Genomic DNA, 19,800 nt, shown 5'->3' with positions numbered 1-19,800 from the left:
GTGACGTGCATTCGTGCGACCCTGTTGCGCGAAAACTGTCAAGAGCCTTGGAGGGCGTTGTCAGAGGCTCCGCCAACAAGGCCCAATCCTCGGTTGTCGGCCTCGGCTAGCTGATCGTGCCGCCTACTCATCGGCGGCCAACACTGCCGTAAGCCTTGAACACAGACGGCAAAATAACTTGCATACGCATATTTTGTGTCTACGCTTCCACCTAAAGACGCTGGACAGGGAGGGAAGAGATGTCGGCGGAAAACTTGGTTAAGGAACTGGGTGCGAAGCTTCTGAGCGGCGAGGTGAAGGTGGTGGATCTTTCGGGATCGCTCGGCCCCGACACGCCGATCCTCCAGCTTCCGCCCGACTTCGCGAAGAACACGCCGAAAGTCGAGATCCACAAGATCAGCGAATACGACCAGGACGGGCCTTTCTTCGCCTGGAACTGGATGGTGCTGGGCGAACATTCGGGCACGCACTTCGACGCGCCGCACCATTGGGTCACCGGGAAGGACTACGAGGAGGGCTATACCGACACGCTCGAGCTCCAGCGCACGGTCGCCCCGGTCAACGTGCTCGACTTCTCGAAGGAAAGTGCGGAGGACGCCGACTTCCTGCTGACGCCAGAGCACGTGAAGGCGTGGGAAGAGCAGCACGGCGAGATCGGCGAGGGCGAGTGGGTCGTCATGCGCACGGACTGGGACAAGCGCGCTGACGACGAGGCCGCTTTCCTGAACGCCGACGAGAACGGCCCGCATTCGCCCGGACCGACCCCCGAGTGCATCGAGTACCTGCTGTCGAAGAAAATCGTCGGCTGGGGCACGCAGTGCATTGGCACCGACGCGGGCTGCGCCGGCGGGCTCGAGCCGCCGTTCCCGGCGCACAACTTCCTGCACCGTGACAACTGCTTCGGGCTCGCGTCGCTGGCCAACCTTGATCAGCTGCCGCCCAAGGGGGCAGTGATGGTCGCCGCGCCGCTCAAGATCAGGCGTGGCACCGGAAGCCCCATACGGGCGATGGCGCTCGTCCCCGCGTGACCCTTGCCGGCCTCGCCGGCAGCGTCGGTAAGGGTGACCGGCCGCCGGCGGGGTTTCGCGCTGGTGTTCTCTCGGATGATCGTTGATGCATCGTCCGGGCGCTCGGAACCTCTACCGCTGGCGGGCGCTGGCCACGCAGGCGGCCGAGGGCGGTGGCAAACAGATTCGGGTGACGAAGATGGCTGAAGATGCGTCCGGAAGCGAAGCGGTCCAGCGGCCGGACGTCAGCCTTGGCGAAATCGGCCTGTGGCATTTCGCGCCCTATCTGATGAACCGCATCATGGGGCGCTACAATGCGAACATTCAGAGCGCGCTGAAGGCGCAGAACCTGACCACGGCGAAGATGCGCACGCTTGCGGTGCTCGCGGTGGTGCCGGGACTGACCATCAACGAGTTGTCGGTCTATGCCGTCACCGAGCAGTCGACGATGAGCCGGACACTCGAGGCGCTCGAGAAGGCGGGGCTGGTGCGCCGGCAGGAGAGGGAGAGCGACGCGCGGGTGCGCGAGGTCTACCTGACCGACAAGGGCCGGCACGAATTCGACCGGGTCTGGCCGACGATGCACGCCCGCTATGAGGAAATGTTCGCGGGCGTCAGCCAGGACGAGCGGGCGGCCTTCGTGGGAACGCTTCAGAAAATGCTCAAGAACGTGCGCCGGCACGAACTCTGACCGCGCACCCGCGACCTTGGCGGGCATTCCTTGCAATTTCGACGGAACCACCCTTCTCAGAGTGTATGCAAATGGATATAGTTCCGTAAACGGGGAGGTGACGCCATGGCCGAGAGGTCGTTCAAGAAAGAGGTCGAACAGCTACGCATCGGCGCGGGCGAGACCTTTCGTGGCGAGGGCATCCTCGCCATCACGAAGGCGCTGCTGGAAAACGGCGTGGGATATGTCGGCGGCTATCAGGGCGCGCCGATCAGTCACCTGATGGACGTGCTCGCCGACGCCGAGGAGCTGATGGGCGAGCTCGGCATCCGGTTCGAGGCCAACGCCAGCGAAGCCGCCGCCGCGGCGATGCTCGCGGCCTCGGTCCACTACCCGATCCGGGGGGCGGTGACGTTCAAGTCCACCGTGGGCACCAACGTCGCCTCGGACGCGCTGGCCAACCTCGCTTCGGGCGGGGTGAAGGGCGGCGCGCTCATCATCGTGGGCGAGGATTACGGCGAAGGCTCCTCGATCATGCAGGAGCGTTCGCACCCCTTCGCGCAGAAGTCGCAGATCTGGCTTCTGGATCCGCGCCCGAACCTTCCGTCGATCACCGACGCCGTGCGCCACGGCTTCGAGCTGTCCGAGGCGTCGAACACGCCCGTCATGCTTCAGGTCCGCATCCGCTGCTGCCACGTCCACGGCTCGTTCGAGGCGAAAGACAACGTGCCGCCGCCGCTGACCGTGCGCGATGCGCTGGCGAACCCGCAGCGCGACACCGGGCGGATCGTGCTGCCGCCGGCCTCCTACCTTCACGAGAAGGAGAAGATCGAGAAGCGCTGGCCCGCCGCGGTGAAATACATCCGCGAGAACCAGCTGAACGAGCGCTTCGGCCCCGAGGACGGCAAGGTCGGCATCGTGATGCAGGGCGGCATGTACAACGGCGTGATCCGTGCGCTCCAGCGCCTCGGCCTTGCCGACGTGCACGGTGAAAGCGAAGTGCCGCTCTACGTGCTGAACGTGACCTACCCGATCGTGGACGAGGAATTCCTGGAGTTCTGCGAGGGCAAGGACGCCGTGCTCATGGTCGAGGAGGGCCAGCCCGACCTGATCGAACAGAACCTCCGCTCGATCCTGCACAAGGCCGGCGCGACGGTGAAGCTCGCGGGCAAGGACGTGCTGCCGATGGCCGGCGAATACACCGGCAAGGTGATGTACGAAGGCGTCGAGGCGTTCCTGAAGGCCCACGCGCCCGGCATCCTGCCCGACCTCGCCCGTGCGCCGAACCGGCCCGCGCCCTCGGACGTGCCGGATCTGTCGAAGACCGTCCCGGCTCGTCCGCCGGGCTTCTGCACCGGCTGCCCCGAGCGCCCGATCTTCGCCGCGATGAAGCTGGTGGAAGAGGAGACCGGGCCGCACCAGGTCTCGGCCGACATCGGCTGCCACCTCTTCTCCATCATGCCGCCGTTCGAGATCGGCGGCACGACGATGGGCTACGGCCTCGGCCCGGCCTCCAACGCCGCCTTCGACGGGGGCGGCGAGAAGCGCCCGATTTCGATCATCGGGGACGGGGGCTTCTGGCACAACGGGCTGTCCTCATCGATCGGCAACGCCGTGTTCAACAAGTCCGACGGCGTGACCATCGTGGTCGACAACTACTACTCGGCCGCCACCGGCGGGCAGGACATCCTGTCGAGCCGCGCGGACAACAAGTCGAAGGCTACGAAGCACCCGATCACCGAGGCGGTGAAGGGCGTCGGCGTCACATGGGTGCGCCAGATCGACCGCACCTACGACGTCGGCAAGATGCGCGAGACGCTCAAAGAGGCGCTGACCACCGACCACGAGGGGCCGAAGGTCATCGTCGCGTCCTCGGAATGCATGCTGAACCGCCAGCGCCGCGAGAAGCCGCTGTTGAAGCAGGCGATCAAGGAAGGGCGGCGCGTCGAGAAGCCGAAGTTCGGCGTGGACGAGGACGTGTGCACCGGCGATCACGCCTGCATGCGGCTTTCGGGCTGCCCGTCGCTGACGCTGAAGATGCCCGACGATCCGCTGCGCGACGATCCGATCGCGCACATCGACCAGAGCTGCGTCGGCTGCGGCAACTGTGGCGAGGTGGCGGATACCGCCGTGCTCTGCCCGTCGTTCTATCGCGCGGACCTGGTGCACAACCCATCGGATTTCGAAACGCGTTGGGCGCGCTGGCAGCGCCGCGTGATCGACTGGCTGCAGGCCCGCCGGGCCAGCCGCAGGCTCAGCTGGGAGGCCGCGCAATGAACCAGACAGCACCGATCCTGAAGGCCAAGGCGCCCGACGCGCGGCTCGACCAGATCATCAAGCTCGCCTGCCTCGCCGTGGGCGGGCAGGGCGGCGGCGTCCTGACCAACTGGATCGTCGATCTGGCCGAGCGCAACGGTTATGCCGCGCAGGCGACCTCGGTCGCCGGTGTCGCGCAGCGCACGGGCGCGACGATCTACTATGTCGAGATGCTGCCCGACGACGGCAAGCAACCGGTCTTCGCGCTGGCCCCGGCCGAGGGCGACGTGGACATCCTGATTGCCGCCGAGATGATGGAAGCCGGCCGCGCCATCATGCGAGGCTTCGTCACCCCCGACCGCACCACGCTCATCGCCTCGTCCCACCGCGCGCTCGCCGTTAGCGAGAAGGTCGTGCCGGGGTCGGGGCTTGCCGACAGCACCGAAGTGCGGAAGGCCGCCGAGGAAGCCGCGCGCGAGTTCATCGCCTTCGACATGGAGGCGATGGCGCAGGAGGCGGGGTCCGTCATCTCCGCCAGCCTCTTCGGTGCGCTGGCAGGGTCCGGCACGCTGCCGTTCGAGGCCGAAACCTACCGCGAGACCATCCGCGCCTCGGGTCGCGGGGTCGAGCAGTCGCTTCGCGCCTTCGAACTGGCGCGCGAGGCGGCGGAGGCGCGGCGTGTCGAGGCCGAGCCCGCACCCGAGCCGAAGGCTGCTGCGTCGGCCGCGCGCGGCCCCGAGGCGCTGATGGGCGAGTGGAAGGCCCTTTGCGACCGGGTAGAGGCGCTGCCCGAGACGGTGCGGCCGCTGGCGTCGGCGGGCCTGCGCAAGATCGTCGACTACCAGGACACGGCCTATGGCCGCGAATACATGGATCGTGTCGAGGATCTGCTGGCGAAGGACCGTGCGGCCGAGGGCGAGGCGCACGGTTTCGACTTTACCGCCACCGCGGCGAAGTACCTTGCCAACGCGATGGCCTATGACGACATCCTGCGGGTGGCCGACCTCAAGACCCGCGCGGGCCGCTTCGACCGCATCGCGCAGGAGGTGCGCGCGGCGGACGGGACGCTGGTGCAAATCACCGAATACGTCCACCCCGGCGCGGCCGAGTTCGTCAGCGTGATGCCGGCGCGGCTTGGAAAGTGGATCGAGTCGCGGCCGAAGGTCTATGCCTTCGTGGACCGGGTGATGAACCGCGGCCGCCGGATGCGGACCGACCGCCTGCCGTCGTTCGTGTCGCTCTACATCGTGGGCGGCCTGCGCCGCTGGCGCCGGTCGCTCTTGCGGCACGAGCGCGAGATGGCGCACATCGACGCCTGGCTCGCCACCGCGCTCGATCGCCTGCCGCGCGACTACCCCCACGCGGTCGAGACGCTGAAGATTCGCCGCCTGATCAAGGGCTACAGCGACACCCACGCCCGCGGCCTGTCGAAGTTCGACCGGGTGATGTCGGGCGCGGCGCTGGTCGAGGGGCGGGACGACGCCGCCGACTGGACGGCGCGACTGATCCAGGCGGCGCTGGCCGATCCGAAGGGCGAGGCGCTCGACGGCGCGCTCGACACCATCCGCTCGTTCACCACCGCCGGGCGGGCGTGAAGCCGGGCCCGCCGCTTTGGCGGCGCGCCGGGTTTGTATCGTCAGCGCCTCCGAAGGCGGCCGCAACTCCGTGCGCTTGGAACGAGGGCATTCCACCCAGCGAAGTCGTCGGTCAAGCTTGAGCAGTGGTGGGAAGCCCGGCGTCGAGAACGAAATTCCCCCGGGCGAGGCGGACCTTCGGCCGGGCGGCCTCGGCGTCGTCCGGCGCGCCGTATCCGGCGGTGACGAGCACCTGCGCCGTCAGGCGCTCCCGGTCGAGGCCGAGCAGCCGGGTGACAGCCTGCGGGTCGAACCCCTCCATCGGGAAGGCGTCCAGCCGCAGCGTCGCGCAAGCCGAAAGGAACACGCCGAGGCCTAGGTAGCACTGCGCGCGGCACCAAGCGTCGAGACCAGCCGCGTCGTGCCGTTCCAGCACGTTCTTCACCAGAGTGCCGCGCAGTTTCTCGCGCGCCGCCTCGTCGAGGGGGCGGATGCGGGCCGTCAGATCCACATGCGCATCGACGTCGTCCTCCGTGAGCGGAGAGCGGCTCGCAAAAACGAGCAGATGGCCCGCAGTGACGACCTTTTCCTGCCCGTAAGCACGATCCAGCACGGCCCGGCGCACCTGCGGATCCTCGGCCCGGACGATGCGCCAGGGGTGCAGCCCGAAGGAGGACGGCGCGAGCCGCGCCGCCTCGAGGGCCCTGGCCAGCGCGGCGTCGTCGCGCTGGCCGGGAATGAAACGCTTGACCGCATAGCGCCGCGCCATGTCCTCGGGTGTGGCCATTACTCCGCGGCGACGGAGGCCGGCGCACCGGGGCGCAGGCCCTTCTCGGCCAGCAGCGGCAGGACCTCGTCGCGGAAGTACGGAAACTCTTCCGCGTAGTCGAGGAAGGACATCGTGCTGCCCGCGAAGCCGGCCTTGGCAAGGCTCTCGATCCCGTCTGCAACCTGCTCGGGCGTGCCCACCAGGGGAAAGCCGCCATGGCCCGCTGCCATGCGGTCCTTGATGAGCGCCAGGAGATCGTGCGGGAAGCTCTGCGCGTTGGCGAATTGCAGGTTCACGAGGTTGTCCACGGCCTCCCAGTCCGCGTTGTCCTGCGCGTACCACTGGTGCACTTCGCGCGCCTCCTTCTCAGTCGGTCGGCAGCAGATGTGGCTGAAGGTCAGCACGCCCACCTTACGCCCCTTCTCGGCCGCCTGGTCCTTGATCTGCTGAACCTCGCCCACCGAGCGTTCGAGGTCGATGGCGGGAGTGAACAGGAAGTCCGCGTTCCGGGTCGCGAACTCGCGCCCCTGTCCGGAGCCGGCGGCGTTGAGGATCGGCGGGCGGCCGTCCACGGGCTTGGGGTTGCCCAGTACGCCCTTGAGGTCGAAGTACTTTCCCGTCCAGTCGAAGATCTCATCGCTGGTCCAGAGCTTCTGGACGACATCGAACCAATCCTGCGCGTAGCCGTAGCGCGTTTCGTGGTCGTCGGGCAGAGTGAGGCCGAGCGCCTCGTACTCCGGCTTGTTCCAGCCCGCCACGATGTTCAGCCCAATGCGGCCGCGGCCCACCTGGTCGGCGGTGGCGATCTGCTTGGCCACGACCACCGGGTTGTTCGCCGCAGTATGCATGGTGGCGAAGATCGTCAGTCGCTCGGTCTTGGCCAGAAGGGCCGTGGCCCAGGTCATCGTCTCGAGTACGTTGTGGTGGAAGTTCGTTTCGCCGCCGTAGCCGATCCAGCGGGCGATGGGCAGCATGAAGTCGATGCCGGCATCGTCCAGCATCTGCGCCAGGCGCAGGTTGTTCTTCCAGCTGTTATCCCAGCGTTCGTTGACCTTGGTGACGGTCATGCCGCTCGAACAGTTGGTCGAGAACGTGCCCAGCTTGAAATGGTCGGACTTCAGAAAGTCGCGCATGTGATCTCCTCCCTTTGATATTTGAATAAAAATTCAAATCAATAATCTCTGCAAAATCAACGAAAACTTTCGATTGCCTTGCGCTGAGGTGGTCTTCATCCTGATTCCATGACGAAAAACACTCCTCCTGTGTCATCCGCCGGTCACTTCGAACATCGGTGGCACCTCGGCGACTCGCCCCTCGAACGGCGTCTGGCTGACCTGGAGTTCGCGCTCATGCGTGCGACGGAATCCTTCAGCCGTTGGCAGGCCGAGTGCCTTGCTTCCAGCGGCGACGTGCAGGCTAGCGGCGCTGAAAACGCGCTGCTGCACGTCATCCGCATGAATGACCGCCCTAAATCGGTGAAAGAAATCGCGCGGCTCACGAACCGCGAGGACATTCCGAACATTCAGTACGGGCTGCGCAAGCTCGCGAAGGGCGGGCTGATCGAGCGCGAGGGCGCGTCGCGCACCGGCGTCCTATACAGCGTGACGGAGAAGGGGCGCGCTGTCACTGACCGCTACGCCGAGGTGCGTCAGGCCCTGCTTGTAAGGCTGCTGGGCCGCCTCGACGACGCAGAGACGGTCTTGGGAGAGGCCGCCCAGACACTCGAGATCCTGTGCGGAATCTATGACCGGGCGGCCCTGTCCGCCACGACGCAGCGGCGGGACTGAGGGGCGCGGCGTTCTCGAGGCTCCAGGCGGAAGCGTTGCATCTTGCCGGCTCGCGTCTAGGGCAGCGTCTCGTTGGAGCGGCTTAGTCTTCAGCGTCCGGCTGTCCTAGCCGCAGGTATCGCTCGCCAGAAAAGGCCGGCGCTGCCGATCGCGAGATGATGGACCAACCATCTTGCGGCGCTGAGGACGTTCGCCGTCCACGTTCCTCGAGGACGAGGCGACGGCGCTTCTGCACGCCTAATCCGGCCACGCCGACAGGAGCCTCGCAAGGCGGTCGAGCCCGGTGTCCAGGTTCACGCCCGCGCCGCCGCCGACCCCCAGCCGGATGTGGTGCGGCTGCCCATAGGCCGATCCGGGCAGCAGGAACGTCCGGTAGGGCGGCTCCAACAGGCGGCGGGCGAACGTTTCGCCGTCGATGCCTTCGGGCAGGCGGGCGAGGCCGATGAGACCGGCGCGCGGGCTGTGCCATGTCAGGCCCGGAGTGTCCTCGACAAAGGCGTTCATGCGGTCGAGGTTGGCGCGCCCCTCGGTGCGCGCCTTGTCCATCGCGGGTCGCAGGCGCTCGGGGCGCAGGGCGATCTCGGCGATGGCCTCGCCCATGATGTTCATGATCTCGCTGGAGTTCTCGCGCAGGATCACCGCGTCCATGACGAGCGCGCGGTCCCGGCAGATCAGCCAGCCGGTGCGCAGCCCCTGAAGCCCCAGCGCCTTCGACACGCTGCCGGTGGTGATGCCCTTCTCGTAAAGCCCGGCGACCGAGGGCGCGCGGGGCCCGTCCCATTCGAGGCCGGCATAGACCTCGTCCACCACCAGCCACGCTCCGGCGCGGCGGGCGATTGCCACGGCCTCCTGCAGTTCGTCCTCCGACAGAACCTGCCCGGTCGGATTATTCGGGTTCGTCAGGAAGATCATCCGCGTGCCCGGCACCGCGGCCTCGGCCAGCCGGTCCAGCGGCAGGCGCCAAGCGTCGCCTTCGTCGCGCGCGACGGTCACGATCTCGGCCCCGATGGCACGTCCCAGCACGTCGGCCTGTGGCCAGCCCGGCGACTCGATCACCAGCCGGTCACCGGGCTGCACCAACTGCATGATGGCGAGGTAGTTCGCCTCGGCCGCACCGGCAGTGATCAGCACGTCGTCGGCGTCGCAGACATCGCTCAGCCCCGCCTGCGCCAGCACGTGGCCGCGCAGCTCCGGCAGGCCCCGGAACGATCGGCCGTTCCAGTCGAGCGGCAGGGTCGGGTCGAGGTCGTCGATGAAATCGCCGAGCGTCGGGCTTTCGGACAGGGAGAAACCGACGATCGCCTCGGGCTCCTGCTCGGTCGTCTCGAGCAGATAGTCGAAGAGCTTGTGAATCCTGACTTTCATGGTCACCTTGCCTGCAAAACGAATTGGGGAGGCGCTGCGTGATGGACGAGTTGAAACTGCTGAAGGGACGGCCCGAGCGCCTTTACGTTCTGGATTTCGGGTTCTTCCGGGTCCACGCCGGCCCCCGCGACATCGGCATCGTCGGCTTTCTCGTCACCACCGACGCAGGCGAGCGCGTGCTGATCGACAGCGGCTTTCCCGCCAAATACGCCGAGGACGCCGACCGCGCGACCGAGGAGGACGCGCTGGGCGCTTTCGGCAACGTCCTGTCGCTGACGCACGAGAACCTGCCGAAAGGGCAGTTGGCGAAGGCGTGCGTGCGGCCGGAGGATATCGACCTCTTCATCCTCACCCACACGCATATCGACCACCTTGGCGGGCTGTTCGACTTCCCGCAGGCGCCGATGCTGATTTCCGAGCGGGAGAGGGCGCTGCCCAAGCCGCTTTACTGGACGGGCGGGCAGCCGTGGGACTGGCCCGAGCGGGAGTATGTGACCCTCGCCGACGACACCCGCATCGGGCCGGGGTTCGAGGTGCTGCAGGCCCCCGGTCATGCGCCCGGCCAGCTCGCGATGATGATTGAACTGCCGAACACGGGCCCCGTCCTCATCGTGAGCGACGCGATTTCGCGCCCCTCCGAGATCGAGGAGCGCTTCGACACGGCCCCCGATCCCGAGTTGGCGCTGGACAGCGCGCGGCGCCTGATGCGGCTGGCCGAGGAGCGGGGCGCCTTCGTCATCTACGGTCACGGCCCCGAGCAATGGCCGGAACTGCGCAAGGCGCCGGAGTTCTACGACTAGCGCACATCGCGGCCCTGGTTCAGGATGATGACGTTGCCGCTGGAGATGTCCCCGGCGGGCGAGATCAGGAAACCGACCCAGGCCGCGACCTCCTCGGGCCGCATGGGGCGGCCGTGGGGCATCTGCGCGATGGCCTTCTCGAGCACCTCTTCGCTGACCACGTCGAACAGCGGCGTCTCGGTCATCGCCGGGGCGATGGAATTCACCGCGATCTTCTCGCGCGCGTAGCGGCGGGCGAGGTCCTTGGTCAGCGTGTCCATCGCGGCCTTCGAGGCGCGGTAATGCGGCGGGTCGAAGACATCGAAGTTGTAGGCGCCGTTGGACGAGATGTTGACGATCTTCTTCACCCCGTCGCGCTTAAGCATCCGCGGCACGGCGGCCTGGCAACAGTGGAACGCGGCCGAGAAGTTGATCTTCATCTGCTTCTCGAACTCGTCCTCCGGTATCTCGGGGAACTCGGACATGAAGCAGGTGCCGGCGTTGTTCACCAGCGCGTCGAGCCCGCCGAGTTCACCGTCGATCCGTTCGAAGGCGGCTGCGATGGCGTCGGCCTGCATGAGGTCCGTCGGACAGGCCAGGAAGGCCCCGCCGTGGGTCGCGGCCATCCCCTCCAGCCCCTCGGCGTCGATGTCGAGCCCGGCGACGGCCATGCCGTCCTGCACCAGCCGAGCGACGATGGCGCGCCCCATACCACCGGCCGCTCCGGTCACGGCCGCGATGCGCTTGGTCATCGGTATCCTCCTCCCCGTTCCTTGCAGTTGCATGTGTATTGCCGCCGGAGCCGCACGGCCATAGCCTGCGTGGGAAAACAGGAAGGTAACGAGAATGAGCGACATCCTGGCCGAGATCCGGCTGCCCACGCAGGAGCTGCGGGACGACATCCCCTTCTTCACCAAGACGCTGGGTATGCGGCTCGACATGATCTATCCGGCCGACGATCCGCAGGTCGGCGTGTTCTCGGGCCACGGCGTCCGGCTGAGGATCGAGAAGGACGCGCCCGAGCCGCCGGGCACCCTGCGCCTGCGCATGGACGACCCCGACGCCTTCGCCGGCGGCAAGCGGGAGCTCACCGCGCCCAACGGCACGCGGATCGAGATCGTGGAGATGAACCCGCCGCTGGTGTTGCCCGCGACGCTGCATTCCTTCGTGGTGCGCCGTCTCGCCGACCAGGCGCCGTGGATCGTGGGTCGGGCGGGAATGCACTACCGCGACCTGATCCCCGACCGGCTGGGCGGGTCGATCATCGCCAGCCATATCCGCATTCCCGACGGCGGGCCCGTTCCGGACATGGTCCATTACCACACGGTCGGCTTTCAGCTGATCTTCTGCTACCGGGGCTGGGTCGATCTGGTCTATGAGGATCAGGGCGAGCCCTTCCGCCTCTATGCCGGGAACTGCGTGATCCAGCCCCCCGAGATCCGGCATCGCGTGCTCTATGCCTCGGACGAGATCGAGGTGGTCGAGATCGGCGTCCCGGCCGAGCACGTCACGACCATCGACCACGAGATGACGCTGCCCAACGGCCCGGCGAACCCCGACCGGCGCTTCCAGGGGCAGAGGTTCGTGCATCACAAGGCCGACGAGGCCGAGTGGCGGCCGTTCCGCCTGCCGGGCCTGATCAGCCGTGACACGACCATCGCGGAAAACACGCAGAACGTGGCGGGCGTGCACGTGGCGAAGAAGGGCGAGGGTGCGCCCGCGTGGGCGGCGCACGACGCCGACATCCTGTTCGCCTTCGTTATGGACGGCACCATGACGCTCGAGGGCGAGGGGCGTGCGCCGCACCGGTTGCAGGCGGGCGACGCCTTCGTGATCCCGCCGGGGATGAAGACGCGCTACGCTGACCTCTCGGACGACATCGAATTGCTCGAGGTCTCGCTTCCCGGCCGGTTCGAGACGACGCTGACATGAGCGACCCGGCCTACTTCCTGTATCACTCCATCGGCCTCTATCCCGGCAAGGACCGGGAGATGGCGGAGGCGCTGTCAGGGTTCTCCTCCATCTGGGGCGCGCTGGACGACGCACAGTGGCCGCGCGTGCTGGCGGCGCGGGCAGAGTTTTTATCGCTGTGGGAAAGCTTGATCGAAGCGCCGGCAGGGTCGCTGACGACGGCGGAGTCGGTGACCGCTGCCCTCTACACAGTGATCGGCGGGCTGCCGTCCGAGCACCTGGAGGGCAAGCGCGTGCTCGTCGCCACCGACTGTTTCCCGAGCCTGCACTTCCTGTTGTCCGGCCTTGCCGAGCGCTTCGGCTTCAAGCTCGACACCGTGCCGTTGCGCGAGGGTGAGACGTGGGTGAGGGACGAGGACGTGATCGCGCGGCTGGGTCCCGACGTGGGGCTGACGCTGCTGACCTTCGTCACCTCCACCGCATCGCACCGCTGCAACCTCGACGCGCTGATCCCGGCCTGCCGGGCCGTGGGGAGCCTTGTGGCGCTCGACCTCACGCAGGGGATTGGAGTGGTGCCGTTCTCGGTCACGCAGCTCAAGCCGGAGATCGTCGTCTCGACCTCGCTCAAGTGGCTCTGCGGCGCGCCTGGAGCTGGCATCCTTCACGTCCGGCCGGACCTGCTTCGGACCTGCCGACCGGAGCTGCGGGGGTGGTTCAGTCAGCCCAACCCGTTCTCGTGGGACCTCGACGCTTTCGACTATGCCCCCGACGCCCGCAGGTTCGACGCCGGGACGCCAGCGCCGCTGGCGGCCGTCGGCTCGGTGCCGGGGCTGAAGTGGCAGTCGGCGCAGGACCGGGCGGCGCTGCTGGCGCACAGCCAGGCACTCTGCGACATGATCCTCGACGCCGCGCCTGGCCTCGGGGTGACGCCCGCAAGCCCGGCGGAGCGGTCGCGGCGGGGGGGCAGCGTGATGTTGCGTCTTCCCGACGTGACGGACCCGGCCGGCGTGGTGAACGGGCTGCGCGAGGCACAGATCTTCACCGACGCGCGCGGTCCGATCCTGCGCCTGTCGCCGGGTGTGGTCACGACGGAGGCGCACGTCGAGCGGCTGCTCGACGCGCTGAAACGGCTTTTCTAGAGATCGTTGAAAAAGCGGGAGAGGCGGTCCATCGCCTCTTCCAGCCGCTCCAGCGTCTGCGCGCCGAAGCAGATGCGCAGGTGATGTTCGCCCTCGGGCCCGTAGAAGCGGCCGGATTCCACCACCACGCCGACGGAGTCGAGGATCGCGTCCGCCGTCTCCTGCGCCTTCATGCCGGTGCCCGAGATGTCGGGGAAGGCATAGATCGTCCCCCCGGGCGCGGGGCATGTCACCCCCGGCATCTGATTCAGCCGCGACACCACCAGATCGCGCCGCGCCTGGTCGTCAGCCACCATGCCCGCCAGTACCTCGCGCGGCCCCGTGACGGCCGCGAGCGCGCCGTGCTGGATGAAGGTGTTGACGTGCGTGACCTCGGACGTGGTGATCTTCATCAGCCCCGGCATCAGCGCGCGGTCGCAGGCGAGGTAGCCAAGCCGCCAGCCGTCCATGGCATAGGCCTTGGTAAAGGCCGACATGGTGATCGTGCGGTCTTTCATCCCCGGCAGCGACGCGATCGAGGTGTGGTCGGCACCGTCGTAGACAATGTGCTCGTAGACCTCGTCCGAGGTCACCAGCAGGTCATGCTCGACCGCCAGGTCGGCCAGCACCTGCAACTCGTCGCGGGAATAGACGCGGCCCGTTGGGTTGCACGGGTTCACCAGCGCCATCATCCGCGTCCGGGCCGTGATCTTCGGCTCGATCAACTCGCGCTTGATCGAGAAGCCGTCGCTCGCATCGAGCGGCGCGAAAACCGGGGTCGCCCCTGCCATTTCGATCTTGCCGACGTGCTGTGGGTAGTAGGGCGACAGCAGGATCACCTCGTCGCCGGGATCGAGGAAGGCGAAGAAGGCGGCGAAGCTGGCTTGAGTCAGGCCGTTGGTCACCAGCACCTCGTCGGCGGCCACGTCCATGCCGTTGTCGCGGCGCATCTTCTCGGCCAGCGCCTCGCGCAGGTCGGGCAGGCCCTGCAGGTCGGAATAGTGGACATGCCCGGCGCGGAGTGCGGCGACCGTCGCCTCCTTGATGTGCTCCGGCGTGTCCTCGACCGGCATCCCGAGTTCCAGGTGGATCAGGTCGCCCTCCCGGCCCAGGGCTCTGGCGAACATTCCGAAGTCCTTCTTCGACGTCTCGGTGATGCGTTTGGCGAAGCGGCGCGACATGGGGAGGACCTCAGACAGAGTGGCGGTAGCGCTGCTCGAAATACGACACGAGCCGCACGGCGGGCAGAAGGAAAATCAGGTACATCACGGCCGCCGCGATCAACGGCGAGGGGTTCGCCGTAAGAGCCTGCGCATCGGTCGCCTGCTTCAGAAGGTCCGGCATCGCCACGACCGAGGCGAGAGAGGTGTCCTTGGCGATGGCGACCGAGTTAGAGGTGTGCGGCGGGATCGCGATCTTCAGCGCCTGCGGCAGGATTACTTTCCAGATGGTGACGCGGAACGGAAGACCCAGCGCCTCGGCCGCCTCGACCTGGCCCTTCGGAATGGCCTGGATGCCCGCGCGGAATACCTCGGCCGTGAATGAAGAGAAGACCAGCCCCAGCGCCACGACGGCCGAGGTGAAGGAGGACAGCCGTACGCCCATGAAGGGCAGCGCGTAATACACCAGCACCAGCAGCACCAGGATCGGGATGGCGCGGAAGACGTCGACATAGGCGATGGCGAGCCAGCGCAGCGGGCGCGCGGCGTAAAGACGGACGAGGCAGATTAGCACGCCGACGATGCCGCCGCCGACGATGGTGGTGAACGCCAGCGCGAGCGTGTTCCACACGCCCTTGAGCAGCATCGGGTAGATGCGGACGATGACGTCCCAGTTCAGAAATGTTTCGGCGAAGTCCATGTAGAGTCAGAGCCTTGCGAAAGAAAGGGCGGCCTCCGAGAAGGCCGCCCGCCAGAGCCGCGCTTTGGGCTCACTCCATTCCGGGGATCGGCAGCACCGTCACCGTCGACGTTCCCGCGGCCGGTTCGGCCTCCAGCCACTTGCGATAGAGTTCGGCCATAGTGCCGTCTTCCTTGATCTCGGTGATGGCGGCGTTCACTTCCTCAAGCTTGTCCGAGTTCTTGGGCATCATGATCGCGAACTGCTCTCCGGTACGGATACGCTGCGTCACGTCGAGGGCCGGCATCTGTTCGGCGGCGAACTCAAAGCCGAGGATGTCGCCGATGCCGGCCGCCACGCGCCCGTTCGCAACGTCGAGCAGCAGGCCCTGCTGGCTGGAGTAGCTGCGGTATTCGCCGAAGCCGTACTCCTCCATGTTCTCGTTGATCCACTTCTCGCCGGTCGAACTAGCGAGCGCGCCAACGGTCTTGCCTTCCATTTCCTCCAGGCTCTCCACGCCCGCCGCGCCCGTCACGAGGCCGAGGTCGCTGTCATAGTAAGGCTGCGTGAACGCTTGGTTTTCCAGGCGTTCCGGCGTCACCGTGATGGTCGAGATCGCCATGTCGATCCGGCCCGAACTGGTGGCGGCGAAGAGCGCCTGGAAGCCGAGGTCCTGGATGTTCAACTCCGCTCCCATCCGCTCGGCGATCTCTTTCACCAGATCCACCTCGAAGCCCTCGAACTCGCTCTGCTCGTTCTTGAACTCCCATGGCGGGTTCGAGGGGTACGCGCCGATCTCCAGCGTCTGGGCGCCGGCCGCGGCCGCGCATAGGCCAAGCGCGAAGGCGAGAGACGGGACGAGTGCTAGTTTCATATATCTTCCTCTCCTGTTGGTTCCGGCCGGGTTGCTCCCGGTTATTCCGGGACGTTAACGGCAGACTTTCCGGTGGGACAGGAAAATTAGGTCAGGCCATCGTAAAACATGATTTTGCATTGACCGTAGGCACGGGGGGGGCTGAGGCGGCGCCCGGTATCTGTCGTTACGATTGCCCGTGTACGATGCGGAAGATGCGGAGGGCGCCTCCCTGCTCCGGGTCGGCCCTGAGATACGCACGCGCTTCGCGGGAAATGCCGAAATTCGTGTAACGGACCAGGACGGTGACGACACCCTGCCGGATGGGCTCGTCCGGATCGAGCGCGACGGAGATGTCTCCGATGTCGGTGTCTTGCGCGTCGAACAAGGGGTGTGCACCCGGGTCCGATGCCATCTTTCGCGCAAGATCCAGGAAGAACCAGGAGCGGGATGCCTCGGGGTCGCGCAACAGGGACTCGCCGCGGGACAGCAGGAAGGTCTCTTTCCTGAAGAGGTTGCGGACGAGAGGGACCGCGATGTCGAAGGGTGGCGGCGCTTCCTCACCGGACGCGGTTCGGAAGGGGCTGCTCGCGGTGCTGTCCTCGGCGAGGTATGCTTGGGGCACCCAGCCGCGCCCCTGCGAGCCGCCATCGACAAGGCACCAGCGCGCCGGCAGGGCCGTGCGCTCGTCGGCAGACAGGGTGTCGTACTGGGCGACGGTCGCGAGCGGCGTGCAGGTCTTCGCGCGCAGATGCCGGGCATCTGGCGGCAGAGCGCCGATAACCGGGTATTCGGTGCCGGGCCCCATCCGGATATTGAGAACGTCCTCGCGGGCGACGCCCGTCACGCGCCAGGCGTCAGGGCCATCTGCGTCGGCAATGGCCATCGGCGGCAGCGACAGCAGCCCGACGCAGAGCATGGCGCATAGATGCGGTCGGCGCGGCATGGCGTTCCTCCCTCGGCGGTCGGGCCGGCGTCATCCGCGCCGGCCCTTTAGCTTCAGCGAACCTCGATGGTCGCGCGGCTCAGGACCTTCGGACCAGCCAGGTCGAGCAGGCGGAACTCGTAGAGTCCCGGCTGGTCCGGCATCGTGAAGAAGAGCGGCGGTTCGTTGTCCGTCGCCTGCGCCTCGATCCAGGTGAAGTCGGCGTGATCGCTTTGGGCAAGCGAGACGCGCTGCCGGCCGCTGTCTGAGGACGAGGTCCAGGAGACCTGCACTTCCTCGCCGGGTGTCGCCGTCTCGGGCACCTCCAGCGAACCGCCGGTATCGATCGCTGCCGTCTCGTCCACCACTTCCACGGGCGCTCGGGCCAGTGTCCGACGCCCCTCGTCGAGCACGTAGCGGACCTCGTACGTCCCGGTCTGGTCCGGCGCGCGTAGCTCGGCCGCGCGGCCGTCGCGCACGCGCTTGTGGTCCATAACCTCGCCCTCCGGCGCGCCAAGCGGAACGAGCGTGACGATGTCGCCGGGATGCGGAACGTCGCCGCTCCAGCCGACCTCGATCATGTCGCCCGCGCGGACGGTGCCGGTCGCGGTGATCTCAACCTCGGGCTCCACGATCTCGACCGGGCTCGAGGCCAGTGTCTTGCGGCCTTCGTCCAGAACGTAGCGCACTTCGTAAAGGCCGGGCCGGCCCGGCGCCCGTACCTCGTCGCCGTCCTTGTCCCGCACGCGGACATGCGCCTCGACCGTGCCCTCGTTCGCGCCGGCGGGAACGACGGTAACGATGTCGCCCGCGTCGATGGACCGGCTCCAGGACACCGGGATGTGCGACCCCGCGAGTACCGTCTCAGGCACCGTGATTTCGGTCTCCACGGCGGTCACCTCGATGGGACTCGCGGCGACGGTCTTGCGCCCCTCGTCCAAGACGTAACGCACCTCGTAGAGGCCGGGGACGCCGGGCGCGCGCAGGGTGTCGGAGCCGTTGTCCTTCACCCGGACGTGCTTTTCCACGGTGCCCTCGCCGGCGCCGGCGGTGACGATGGTGACGATGTCGCGGGGCGAAATCGCGCGGCTCCAGGAGACGTCGAACCGCGATCCCGTCGCCGCCGTTTCCGGCGCCGTGATGTCGGTCTCCGCCTCGGTGATCTCAATGCTCCCGGAGGCCACCGTCTTGCGACCCCCGTCGAGGACGTAGCGCACCTCGTAGAGGCCGGGGCTGGCCGGCGCCGTGAGCTTGCCCGTCTCGTCGTCCTTGACCCGGAGGTGCCCGGCGACCGTGCCCTCGTCGGCCCCGGCCGGCACGATCGTCACGATGTCCCGCGACGAGACGTTTCCCGTCCATGACACCGGAACGCGCGAGCCGGCCATCGCGAACTCTGGCACGCTGACCGTGGCTTGAGCCGGCGTCACCTCGACGCCGTGCTTGCCGGCGACGGAGCGGTCGTCGTCGCGGAGATAGCGGACCTCGTAAAGACCGGTCTCGGCCGGCGCGCGCAGTCGTCCCGACGTATCGTCCCGCGTCCGCAGGTGATCTGCGACCTCGTCTTCATCCGCCGTAAGCGGCACGATGGTGACGATGTCGCGCGGGTCGAGCGTTTCGCTCCAGCTCACGTCGAAGTCCGCGCCCGCCGTCACGGTGGAGGGCGCCGTTATCTCGACAGGAGTCGTGGCGACAGGTTCAGGTTCCGGCTCCGGCGCGCGACGAGCCACTTCCGCGCTCACCGCTCCCAGTGCCTCGCCAAGCTCGTCGGCGTCCTGCGCCGCGATGAAACGGCCTCCCGTCCGCTCCGCGATACACGCGATGGCCGCCTGGTCCTCCTCGTCCGCAAGGCCAAACCCGACGACGTGGGCGGTGAAGTCAACGCCGCTTCGTTCAAGCTCTTCGGCCAGGGCGCAGGGATCGCGCTGGCAGCTCTCGATTCCGTCCGATATCAGGACGACCGTCGCGGGATTGTCGCGGTAGGAGAGTTGTTTCGCCGCCTCCTCGATGGCCGTGGTCAGGGGCGTCTTGCCCCGCGGCGTGATCTCGCTGATGCGGGCGAGGAAGTCGTCGCGGTCCGCCGGTCCGGGTTGCAAGATTGTTTCAATGTCGCCGCAGTCACTCTCGCGGCGATGGCCGTAGGCGATGAGGCCCAGATTGGTGCCCTCGACCCAGTCGCCCATGAGGCTCTCCATGGTGTCGCGCGCGATCTCGATCTTGGAGACACCGTCGATCTGGCCCCACATGGAATTGGAGCCGTCGAAAACCACCATGATGTCTTCCGCCGCGTTCGCACCGCCGGCAGCCAGGCATGCCGCCGCGACGCTTGAAAGTGCCATTCGCATCTCTGCCCTCCCTCAAGGTACACATTTCGTGCGCAGGTTGTCCCGAGGGAAGCAGGTTGGCTCAAGCTTCGCAACCTCAGGGGAGCTCGAAGCCGCCTGGACGGACTGCCGGCTCGACCATGACCGGGACCGGATCGCTCGGTTGATCTCGCACTTCGCCCTCACGCTCGGGCGTTGACGCCGGTTCAACCTGCGCCGGACCGCACGCTCTCGAGCCAGTCGCGGAAGGACGCGAGAGGCCGTGCGGTGGCGTGACGCTCCGGCCATGCCAGCCAATAGGCGCCGGTGCCCGGTACTGCCTGCCGCAGGATCGGTTCGAGCCGGCCCTCGGCGATCTCGGTCCGGGCCAGGTAGTCGGGCAGGAGCGCGATCCCTAGGCCGGAGATCGCCGCTTGTATCATCATCGAAAACTGGTCGGTCACCATGCCGGAAACACGCGGTGGTTCGGCCCCTTGTGCGCGGAACCAGTCCGGCCAGGCGGTCGGGCGGGATTCGAGCTGCAGGAGAGGGTGGCCGGCCAGGTCGGCGGGTGTGCTGAAAGACGTTTGCCCAAGTAACGAGGGCGCGGCACAAGCGGTGTAGCGCTCGTCGAAGAGCTTGAGATG

The 19,800-nt window shown here is 67.2% G+C and carries 18 protein-coding genes; 8 read left to right on the top strand and 10 right to left on the bottom strand.

The features are described 5' to 3' along the window. The first annotated feature begins 239 nt into the window (after positions 1–239). The 4 genes from BM162_RS17810 (at position 240) to BM162_RS17795 (ending at position 5,528) form a co-directional block, all read left to right on the top strand. A complete protein-coding gene (locus BM162_RS17810; protein WP_093424780.1) occupies positions 240–1,028 on the top strand; it encodes a cyclase family protein in 789 nt (262 codons plus the stop codon). Between the two features lie 85 nt (positions 1,029–1,113). Continuing rightward, complete coding sequence (locus BM162_RS17805; protein ID WP_245759328.1) at positions 1,114–1,698, top strand: MarR family winged helix-turn-helix transcriptional regulator; 585 nt, start codon at positions 1,114–1,116, stop codon at positions 1,696–1,698. 105 nt (positions 1,699–1,803) lie between these two features. Beyond that, complete coding sequence (locus BM162_RS17800) at positions 1,804–3,954, top strand: thiamine pyrophosphate-dependent enzyme (protein WP_093424779.1); 2,151 nt, start codon at positions 1,804–1,806, stop codon at positions 3,952–3,954. Further along, positions 3,951–5,528, top strand: coding sequence for an indolepyruvate oxidoreductase subunit beta family protein (locus BM162_RS17795; protein WP_093424777.1), 1,578 nt, complete (start codon positions 3,951–3,953; stop codon positions 5,526–5,528). Before BM162_RS17800 ends, BM162_RS17795 begins: the two co-directional genes overlap by 4 nt. A 112-nt stretch (positions 5,529–5,640) precedes the next feature. On the opposite strand, the gene BM162_RS17790 is transcribed toward BM162_RS17795, so the two are convergent. Both BM162_RS17790 and BM162_RS17785 read right to left on the bottom strand, forming a co-directional pair. After that, entirely contained in the window at positions 5,641–6,294 is a 654-nt protein-coding gene (locus BM162_RS17790; RefSeq protein WP_093424776.1) for a nitroreductase family protein, read from the bottom strand. Then, complete coding sequence (locus BM162_RS17785) at positions 6,294–7,409, bottom strand: LLM class flavin-dependent oxidoreductase (protein ID WP_093424774.1); 1,116 nt, start codon at positions 7,407–7,409, stop codon at positions 6,294–6,296. The genes BM162_RS17790 and BM162_RS17785 overlap by 1 nt, the downstream gene beginning before the upstream one ends. Positions 7,410–7,625: 216 nt before the next feature. On the opposite strand from BM162_RS17785, the gene BM162_RS17780 reads away from it, so the two are divergent. Further along, positions 7,626–8,063, top strand: a complete 438-nt coding sequence (locus tag BM162_RS17780; RefSeq protein WP_218153125.1) for a winged helix DNA-binding protein — start codon at positions 7,626–7,628, stop codon at positions 8,061–8,063. A 237-nt stretch (positions 8,064–8,300) separates the two neighbouring features. On the opposite strand, the gene BM162_RS17775 is transcribed toward BM162_RS17780, so the two are convergent. Next, on the bottom strand, positions 8,301–9,428 hold the full coding sequence (locus tag BM162_RS17775; RefSeq protein WP_093424771.1) for a pyridoxal phosphate-dependent aminotransferase: 1,128 nt from the start codon (positions 9,426–9,428) through the stop codon (positions 8,301–8,303). A 41-nt stretch (positions 9,429–9,469) separates the two neighbouring features. Between BM162_RS17775 and BM162_RS17770 the strand changes: the two genes are divergently transcribed. Beyond that, complete coding sequence (locus BM162_RS17770; RefSeq protein ID WP_093424770.1) at positions 9,470–10,228, top strand: N-acyl homoserine lactonase family protein; 759 nt, start codon at positions 9,470–9,472, stop codon at positions 10,226–10,228. Here BM162_RS17770 and BM162_RS17765 read toward each other — a convergent pair. Next, positions 10,225–10,959, bottom strand: a complete 735-nt coding sequence (locus BM162_RS17765; protein ID WP_177215240.1) for an SDR family NAD(P)-dependent oxidoreductase — start codon at positions 10,957–10,959, stop codon at positions 10,225–10,227. The two genes, BM162_RS17770 and BM162_RS17765, sit on opposite strands and share 4 nt — an antisense overlap. 94 nt (positions 10,960–11,053) lie before the next feature. Between BM162_RS17765 and BM162_RS17760 the strand changes: the two genes are divergently transcribed. Beyond that, complete coding sequence (locus tag BM162_RS17760; RefSeq protein WP_093424767.1) at positions 11,054–12,139, top strand: cupin domain-containing protein; 1,086 nt, start codon at positions 11,054–11,056, stop codon at positions 12,137–12,139. After that, positions 12,136–13,257, top strand: a complete 1,122-nt coding sequence (locus BM162_RS17755) for an aminotransferase class V-fold PLP-dependent enzyme (protein WP_093424765.1) — start codon at positions 12,136–12,138, stop codon at positions 13,255–13,257. The genes BM162_RS17760 and BM162_RS17755 overlap by 4 nt, the downstream gene beginning before the upstream one ends. On the opposite strand, the gene BM162_RS17750 is transcribed toward BM162_RS17755, so the two are convergent. The 6 genes from BM162_RS17750 to BM162_RS17725 all read right to left on the bottom strand — a co-directional run. Continuing rightward, complete coding sequence (locus BM162_RS17750) at positions 13,254–14,417, bottom strand: pyridoxal phosphate-dependent aminotransferase (RefSeq protein WP_218153124.1); 1,164 nt, start codon at positions 14,415–14,417, stop codon at positions 13,254–13,256. The two genes, BM162_RS17755 and BM162_RS17750, sit on opposite strands and share 4 nt — an antisense overlap. Before the next feature lie 10 nt (positions 14,418–14,427). Further along, on the bottom strand, positions 14,428–15,096 hold the full coding sequence (locus BM162_RS17745; protein ID WP_093424764.1) for an amino acid ABC transporter permease: 669 nt from the start codon (positions 15,094–15,096) through the stop codon (positions 14,428–14,430). Between the two features lie 70 nt (positions 15,097–15,166). Further along, positions 15,167–15,949 carry an ABC transporter substrate-binding protein gene (locus BM162_RS17740; protein ID WP_093424762.1) on the bottom strand — a complete coding sequence of 261 codons (783 nt, stop codon included), beginning with the start codon at positions 15,947–15,949 and terminating at the stop codon, positions 15,167–15,169. A 166-nt stretch (positions 15,950–16,115) separates the two neighbouring features. Continuing rightward, positions 16,116–16,874 carry an SH3 domain-containing protein gene (locus tag BM162_RS17735; protein ID WP_143096201.1) on the bottom strand — a complete coding sequence of 253 codons (759 nt, stop codon included), beginning with the start codon at positions 16,872–16,874 and terminating at the stop codon, positions 16,116–16,118. 53 nt (positions 16,875–16,927) lie between these two features. Further along, positions 16,928–19,189 carry a VWA domain-containing protein gene (locus BM162_RS17730; protein WP_177215239.1) on the bottom strand — a complete coding sequence of 754 codons (2,262 nt, stop codon included), beginning with the start codon at positions 19,187–19,189 and terminating at the stop codon, positions 16,928–16,930. Positions 19,190–19,380: 191 nt separating this feature from the next. Continuing rightward, positions 19,381–19,800 (bottom strand): LysR substrate-binding domain-containing protein (locus BM162_RS17725; protein WP_245759327.1); only part of this gene is annotated, 420 nt, incomplete at its 5' end.

Source organism: Tranquillimonas alkanivorans, assembly GCF_900115595.1.
Classification (GTDB): Bacteria; Pseudomonadota; Alphaproteobacteria; order Rhodobacterales; family Rhodobacteraceae; genus Tranquillimonas; species Tranquillimonas alkanivorans.
The sequence above is the reverse complement of the archived record's forward strand: the minus strand, read 5'-3'. Positions and strand labels throughout refer to the sequence as shown.

Coding starts and splice junctions, on each gene's coding strand:
- BM162_RS17810 (WP_093424780.1), top strand. CDS start 240: ATGTCGGCGGAAAACTTGGTTAAGGAACTGGGTGCGAAGCTTCTGAGC.
- BM162_RS17805 (WP_245759328.1), top strand. CDS start 1,114: ATGCATCGTCCGGGCGCTCGGAACCTCTACCGCTGGCGGGCGCTGGCC.
- BM162_RS17800 (WP_093424779.1), top strand. CDS start 1,804: ATGGCCGAGAGGTCGTTCAAGAAAGAGGTCGAACAGCTACGCATCGGC.
- BM162_RS17795 (WP_093424777.1), top strand. CDS start 3,951: ATGAACCAGACAGCACCGATCCTGAAGGCCAAGGCGCCCGACGCGCGG.
- BM162_RS17790 (WP_093424776.1), bottom strand. CDS start 6,294: ATGGCCACACCCGAGGACATGGCGCGGCGCTATGCGGTCAAGCGTTTC.
- BM162_RS17785 (WP_093424774.1), bottom strand. CDS start 7,409: ATGCGCGACTTTCTGAAGTCCGACCATTTCAAGCTGGGCACGTTCTCG.
- BM162_RS17780 (WP_218153125.1), top strand. CDS start 7,626: ATGCGTGCGACGGAATCCTTCAGCCGTTGGCAGGCCGAGTGCCTTGCT.
- BM162_RS17775 (WP_093424771.1), bottom strand. CDS start 9,428: ATGAAAGTCAGGATTCACAAGCTCTTCGACTATCTGCTCGAGACGACC.
- BM162_RS17770 (WP_093424770.1), top strand. CDS start 9,470: ATGGACGAGTTGAAACTGCTGAAGGGACGGCCCGAGCGCCTTTACGTT.
- BM162_RS17765 (WP_177215240.1), bottom strand. CDS start 10,959: ATGACCAAGCGCATCGCGGCCGTGACCGGAGCGGCCGGTGGTATGGGG.
- BM162_RS17760 (WP_093424767.1), top strand. CDS start 11,054: ATGAGCGACATCCTGGCCGAGATCCGGCTGCCCACGCAGGAGCTGCGG.
- BM162_RS17755 (WP_093424765.1), top strand. CDS start 12,136: ATGAGCGACCCGGCCTACTTCCTGTATCACTCCATCGGCCTCTATCCC.
- BM162_RS17750 (WP_218153124.1), bottom strand. CDS start 14,417: ATGTCGCGCCGCTTCGCCAAACGCATCACCGAGACGTCGAAGAAGGAC.
- BM162_RS17745 (WP_093424764.1), bottom strand. CDS start 15,096: ATGGACTTCGCCGAAACATTTCTGAACTGGGACGTCATCGTCCGCATC.
- BM162_RS17740 (WP_093424762.1), bottom strand. CDS start 15,949: ATGAAACTAGCACTCGTCCCGTCTCTCGCCTTCGCGCTTGGCCTATGC.
- BM162_RS17735 (WP_143096201.1), bottom strand. CDS start 16,874: ATGCCGCGCCGACCGCATCTATGCGCCATGCTCTGCGTCGGGCTGCTG.
- BM162_RS17730 (WP_177215239.1), bottom strand. CDS start 19,189: ATGGCACTTTCAAGCGTCGCGGCGGCATGCCTGGCTGCCGGCGGTGCG.